Origin of the sequence: Francisella sp. 19S2-4 (genome assembly GCF_036281795.1) — a bacterium.
Classification (GTDB): Bacteria; Pseudomonadota; Gammaproteobacteria; order Francisellales; family Francisellaceae; genus Francisella.
The window spans coordinates 1-6,400 of sequence record NZ_JAWUZH010000071.1 but is presented as its reverse complement, the minus strand read 5'-3'; the positions used below and the strand labels follow the sequence as shown (position 1 = coordinate 6,400).

Genomic DNA, 6,400 nt, shown 5'->3' with positions numbered 1-6,400 from the left:
GGCTAAGTTTTTACTAAAAATAGCAAAAATATTCCTATTCATAGAAATTGAAAGATTTATTCAACAGTCTTAAATAGGCTACATGAAATTAGAAATTCTTAATTAATATGAGTAAGGTGAGTAATTTATTTTTAAATTTTATAGAAAGTTACATTTATAAAATATTTTGTTTATATGTTTTTAATTATGGCGGTATTTAACTTGGTTTTCATCATTTTGAATAAAAAGAAAATCGTGTTATAAATTACTACTTTATATAGTTTTAGTTGTATTTTTTTTAAAGTGATACAGGCCTTAAAAGATTTAAGGCTGAGAGAATAAAAACTTCTCTATATTGATTTTTAATTTACCAATATTTTTTATCGTTGAAGGAGCAACAAAAACTGTATCATCTCCAGCAACTATACCAATTATCCCAAAGCTATTTTTATTATAATCTAAGGTCCTTGCTACTAGTTGAGCTGCTCCTGGTGCTGTATCTATAACAACTACAGCCTCATTGGCATTAACATTAATAACTAACGATGAAATATTGTCAGTCATTATTGGCGGAGCTGGTTCGTTAGGTATTTTATAAACTAGAGCATTTTTCTCATTTTTGATTTTAATCGCACCTAGTTTTTTTAGCATTCTGTTAACTTTGGATTGACTAGCACTATAACCAAGGTGTTCTAAGGTGTCACATATATCATTTTGTGAAGAAAATTCTTTACTAAGAATAAGTTGTCTCAAATCATTATAAATATCAGATTTGTCCATAATGTTTTTCCTTAAAATAATTAATTAGATTTTCTATAAGATCTACAAACTAGACTCTTCAATAGTTTTGATTTTAAATAATTAAAGTGTATTATAAACTTTTCAAAGAAATATACATATATTTTAGAACAAAACTTTATATATAGACTGCGGCTAAAACTTCTTATTTATTAAGCTTCTCTTTGATCGCTATATAAGCATCACGAAAAGATAGCCCTTGTTGAACAAGTTTGTAGACTTCTTCAGTAGCATATAGATCAGAGGTCATTGCTTGACTTAACGTATCGCTATGAACTTTTAAATTTTTTATAGTTGAATCAAATAATAAAATTGTATCTTCTATTAGCTCCATTGCTTGGCAGAAAGGGGCTTTTGTTAGCTGATAATCACGATTATAACCACTAGGTACGCTATCAATTATAGAAGTAATCTGTTGTAAGTAGCCTTGATATAATTTTGCATTACCTCTCATAATTTCAAATAAGTCATAATTACGCTTTTGTGGCATAATAGATGAGCCTGTAGTATAAGAGTTGTCTAAACTAAAATAATTAAATTCAGACATTGTAAAAAGCATCATATCATTAGCAAACCTTGAGTAAATACTCATAGGGTTTGATAAACTTTGCAAAATTAGCTTTTCAAAATATCCTCGAGAAAAAGCACAATATATAGGATTTTCCTGAGTTCTACTAAAGTTAAGTAGTTCGGTTGTATGGTCTTTATCATGCTTAAAGTTGGCAATACCGAATCCAGATGCTGATCCTAGAGGATTTTGATTGATAATTTTGGATGTCGTTGAGATTAAAAGTAGAGCATCAGCTAAGGCATCAGCAAAAGATCCTAACCATATAGAAACTGTAGTAGGCATAGCTTTTTGCATATGTGTATAGCCAGGCATGGTTGTATTTACATATTTGCTAGCTGTAGTTCTTAATGTATGGATATTTTCATGTATAGTTTTTTCTAGTTGCTGCAGTTTATCTTTCATAAAAAGACGTAGCATTACTAGAGATTGATCATTTCTACTCCTACCAGTGTGTATCTTTTTGCCAACATCGCCATAGTTTTTGCAGAGATATTGTTCAATTGCAGTATGTCCATCTTCTTGATCTTGAGTTATTTGAAATTGACCCTTGGCTGCAAGCTCTTTTATCTCGTTTAGCCCTTTTGTTAGTAGTGAAAGTTCATCTTTGCTAATAACATTCATCTTTAGTAGCATTTCTGCATGAGCTAAGCTAGCTTGAATATCGTATTTAAGTAACTTTTGATCAAGAATATAGTCTTGCCCTACAGTGTATTTTTCAACTATAGGCAAGAGTTTATCTGTTTCAGTTTGCCAAAGTTTTTTACTCATAATTATTTCTTATTTTTCATTATTGAATATGCAGTACGTTGAGCTAGGCTATGTAACTCTATAAACCCAGCTGAAGCATTATGGTTAAATAAATCTCCACCAGCTTCAAAAGTTGCTAATTCAGGCTTAAGCATAGAAAAAGGTGATTCGACTGCGACTACTTCTATATTACCTTTATATAAAGATACAGTCACTTTTCCTGTGACTTTTTTATTTTGCTCTTCTATAAATGCAAGAATATTATTCATCACAGGATTATACCATTCAGCGGCATAAGCAATGTAAGCCCATTTATTATCCATAAATGTTTTTAGTTCATTTTCTTGACGTGTAGAGACAAGTTGTTCTAGCTTCTTGTGAGCGGCTATTATAATACTAGCACCTGGATTTTCATAGATACCTCTAACTTTTAGACCAATTAATCTATCTTCAATAAGGTTAAATACTCCAACACCATGTTTACCACCTATTTTATTACATTGCATTATTAGTTTAGCTAAGGGCAATGGTTCATCATCTAGCTTTACAGGTATACCTTTGACAAACTCTAAGGTAATGTTTTGTAGTTTATCTGGAGCATTTTCTGGAGTTTTACACCATTGTAAAATAGCTTCTTTAGGAGCAATAAGGTCAGAGTGTTCTATTTCACCACCTTCTGCGGTATTGCCCCACATGTTTTCATCGTAAGAGTAGGGTTTGCTTTTTTGTTGCTTTACTGGAATCTTATGTTTTTCAGCATATTCTAATTCTTGCTCTCTTCCCATTCCCCATTCTCTAACTGGAGCAATGGTTTTTATGTTCCCATCTAATGTTGTCAAATAGCTTTCAAAACGAACTTGGTCATTACCTTTGCCTGTACAACCATGGGCAACAACTTGGCAATTATATTTTTTAGCTACTTCAATAGCTATTTCTGAGATAATAACTCTACCCAAAGGTGTCGAAAGCGCATAGCCCCCTTGGTAGTCAGCATTTGCTTTAATAGCTTTGCTTATAATCTCATCTGCAAAACGATCTTTGGCATCATATACTACAGCGTCAATAGCTCCTAGATTTATAGCTTTTTGTTTTATTTGTTCTAGATTGTCAGCAACTTGACCAATATCTATAGTCAAAGCAACAACTTCAACATCATATTCCTCTTGAATCCATTTAAGCATTACAGATGTGTCTAAGCCACCAGAATAAAGTAATAGGCAACGTTTAAAATCTCCTTTCTTTGCTTCATGACTTGCAACTTTTTGATATTTCTCAGACATGTGACACCCTGTTTATTTGAATTTTTATTCATTTTAGCAGAAAGAAAAATCAATAACAAATATTTAATTTAAATTGTATGTTTGAAATATTTTGTCGGCAGTTATTAATTTTTTATTTGTATTTTATGGGTTATTATTCATTTTAGGGGTTGTGTATGAAAGTGAGATATTTTGATCAAGAGTTAATTATAGCCAATATATACAGCGATAATTATCATAATAGAGCTTAGAGCCATAAGGTATAAGTAGAATTTAAAGATAAACTTTAACCATAATCCATAAGGTATTCTAGCAGCTCCTAACACAGCCATTAAAGTTGCGGATGTTGGCATTAAGCAGTGTGTCCAACCATCACCAAGTTGAAATGCTAAGACTGCAATTTGTCTGCTTATTCCTGTTAAATCAGCTAGAGGTGACATAATTGGCATTGTTAAAGCAGCTTGTCCAGATCCTGATGTTACAAAAAAGTTAAAAATTGATTGGAAGAAAAACATTCCAAGTGCTGATACATAATGGTTTGTGCCCGATATGCTTTCTGAAGCATAATGAAGAATTGAGTTTAACATTGTATAGTGTTCAGGGTCTGAACCACCCATCAAGTAAATTAAGCCATATGCAAATCCGATAATTAAACAAACAGGGAGTAAAGCTTTTGCGCCATCTTTAAATGCATCTAAAGCAGTATTTAAAGTCATTCCATTTACTCCTCCAATTATAGCAAAGAAGCCAGTTGCAAATCCTAGTATTGTAAATAAAGTTGCGATTTCAGGCAGATAGTAACCCAGTTCGACTACACCATATACTAACCATATTATAGTTACTACTAGACTTGCGAGTATCAACCAAGAATAAATACACATCTTTTGCGTTTGTTCAAGAGAGTGTTCATCAGAGTTTCTATATAGATTATCATGCTCATACATTAACGATGAGTTAGGATTTTTTTGTATTTTTAATGCATGTATTACGGCAAAAATAGTTATTGATGATGTAAATATTAACCACATTATTATTCTAAATAAGCTTCCAGATAGTATTGGGACTTGAGCGATTCCTTGCGCAATACTTACAGAGAATGGATTCATCCAAGATGTTGCAAAACCTATTTGGGTAGCTAAATATATGACAACTGTACAAGTTAAAGCATCAAATCCTATAAGTACAAATATGGGGACTAATAGCATAATAAAAGGTATAGTTTCTTCTCCCATGCCAAATACTGCACCACCTAATGAGAAAATAAAACATAAAGCTGGCAGTAGAATGGTTTTATTGTTTTGGAATTTGTTTACTACACGTAGTATTGATTGATCAATTACTTTAGTTCTAAGTAATATACCAAATGAGCCACCTATTATAAGTAAGAATGCTATTATCGCAACAGCACCGCCATCTTTAGATCCAGAAGTCATACCGTTATAGACAAAATTAGTAAAACCTCGATTGTCTGAATCTTCTTTTGTAAATATTTTTATAGGATTTGCTTCTGGGGTTCCTTTAGAGTCTAGTTTGAATTTAAAGCTATCTGCAATAAGTACACTTCTTGAATGAGTTTGTCCATCAGAGGTATATTGAACATTTTTTACATCAAACTTACCTACAGGAATAAAATAACTAGCGATAGCAACAAGTATTGCAATACAAAATAAAATTACTAATGTATCAGGCATTTGAATTTTCTTAATATTTTTCATAAATAAAAAGCTTATGTGATTTTATTTATTTAGATTACCAGTATTTATGATTAAAGTGGATATGAAAGAGCATCAAAAAGTATTGATATAAAAAATATATCAAAAAATATTTCATAATATGTTTTACTTATGGGTGTGTTGAAGAAAATTTTAAAATTCAAGAAATTTTGCTAAAAAAAGTGAATATTAAATCTGAGTTAATTTTTTCTTGAATCAGAGTCTTTTGATCTCTTTAGATTTTATTAAAAACAGTAAGAATGTTCCTATAAAGTTATAAAAGTAGTCATATTTTGCCATATTTTTATTTTTTACTTTATTTATGTAGTATGAGGGTGTGGGTTTTAAATAGAGTTCTTGTGATAGGTTATAAATAAGGAGTTTATTATGAAACTTAAAAAAATAACAATCTTAACAGGGTTAGCTTTATTAGCTAGTTCTGAAGCATATTCACATGCATATGTTGACACACCAAAAGGACGTCCTTTTTTGTGTAATCAACATGTAAATCAAGGATGTGGAAACATATCTCTTTATGAGCCTCAGTCATTTGAAGTCGCAGATGGCAGCTTTGAAAATGGTTCTATGGGCAATCAAGTTGGAGGCTCTGGTCTTAGTGCATCATTATCTGAGCAGACATCAAGCAGATGGGCTAAAACAGTTGTTAAATCAGGACCTACGACTTTTAGATGGAACTTCACTGCACAACATTGGACGGTTTCGCCAGCATCATTTAGATTCTGGATAACAAAACCTGACTGGAATCCAAATGCGCCACTAAGTCGAAGTGACTTTGAAGCACAACCGCTGGATTGCTATAATCCTATACCTAATTTCACAAATAGTATGCCTGGTGATTCAAATAACAAGTTTACAATTACTTGTGATCTGCCAGATAGAACAGGCTATCAAGTTATTGCAGCAGAATGGAATGTTGGTGATACGGCAGCTAGTTTCTTTAATGTTATTGATGTTGATTTCACAAATGAGCATCCTGTAGGTACAGTTATATTACCAAGTGGTGACACTGATAACGGAGGAGGTACTGATAATGGCGGTAGTACGGGAGGCCTGCAAGAGTATGACCCAAGTAAAAGCTACCCTGATAAAGGAACAGAAGTTATTTATGAGGGCAAAGTCTATGTAAGTAAATGGTGGGCTAATACAGGACAAATTCCAGGGGCAGAGCAATGGGGACCATGGAAGTATGTTAGAGATTATGAAGAAACAAACTCATCAGATAAGTTCCCTATTGAAATGAACACATTCACTATTAGTGAAGAAGGAGTTCGTGCTGGAGACAGAGTGGTTTTAGAAGCATCCAAAGATGGTAT

At 32.3% G+C, this 6,400-nt stretch carries 5 protein-coding genes; 1 reads left to right on the top strand and 4 read right to left on the bottom strand.

Annotated elements, in window-relative coordinates:
- Nucleotides 1-303: 303 nt before the first annotated feature.
- From R8535_RS10500 to yfcC, 4 genes are all read right to left on the bottom strand, one after another.
- Nucleotides 304-759: an ArgR family transcriptional regulator gene (locus tag R8535_RS10500; protein ID WP_329499052.1), complete on the bottom strand. Its 456-nt coding sequence runs from the start codon at nt 757-759 to the stop codon at nt 304-306.
- 163 nt (nt 760-922) lie between these two features.
- Nucleotides 923-2,116: an argininosuccinate lyase gene (argH, locus tag R8535_RS10495; RefSeq protein WP_329499053.1), complete on the bottom strand. Its 1,194-nt coding sequence runs from the start codon at nt 2,114-2,116 to the stop codon at nt 923-925.
- Between the two features lie 2 nt (nt 2,117-2,118).
- Nucleotides 2,119-3,375, bottom strand: coding sequence for an argininosuccinate synthase (locus tag R8535_RS10490; RefSeq protein ID WP_329499055.1), 1,257 nt, complete (start codon nt 3,373-3,375; stop codon nt 2,119-2,121).
- Between the two features lie 182 nt (nt 3,376-3,557).
- Nucleotides 3,558-5,069, bottom strand: a complete 1,512-nt coding sequence (gene yfcC / locus R8535_RS10485) for a putative basic amino acid antiporter YfcC (RefSeq protein WP_329499057.1) — start codon at nt 5,067-5,069, stop codon at nt 3,558-3,560.
- Between the two features lie 384 nt (nt 5,070-5,453).
- Here yfcC and R8535_RS10480 point away from each other — a divergent pair.
- Nucleotides 5,454-6,400, top strand: a 947-nt coding sequence (locus R8535_RS10480) for a lytic polysaccharide monooxygenase (protein ID WP_329499059.1), incomplete at its 3' end; no start/stop codon positions are given.

What these genes read in the sequence shown, in the direction of transcription:
- R8535_RS10500 (WP_329499052.1), bottom strand. Translation starts at nt 759, where the DNA reads ATGGACAAATCTGATATTTATAATGATTTGAGACAACTTATTCTTAGT.
- yfcC (WP_329499057.1), bottom strand. Translation starts at nt 5,069, where the DNA reads ATGAAAAATATTAAGAAAATTCAAATGCCTGATACATTAGTAATTTTA.
- R8535_RS10490 (WP_329499055.1), bottom strand. Translation starts at nt 3,375, where the DNA reads ATGTCTGAGAAATATCAAAAAGTTGCAAGTCATGAAGCAAAGAAAGGA.
- argH (WP_329499053.1), bottom strand. Translation starts at nt 2,116, where the DNA reads ATGAGTAAAAAACTTTGGCAAACTGAAACAGATAAACTCTTGCCTATA.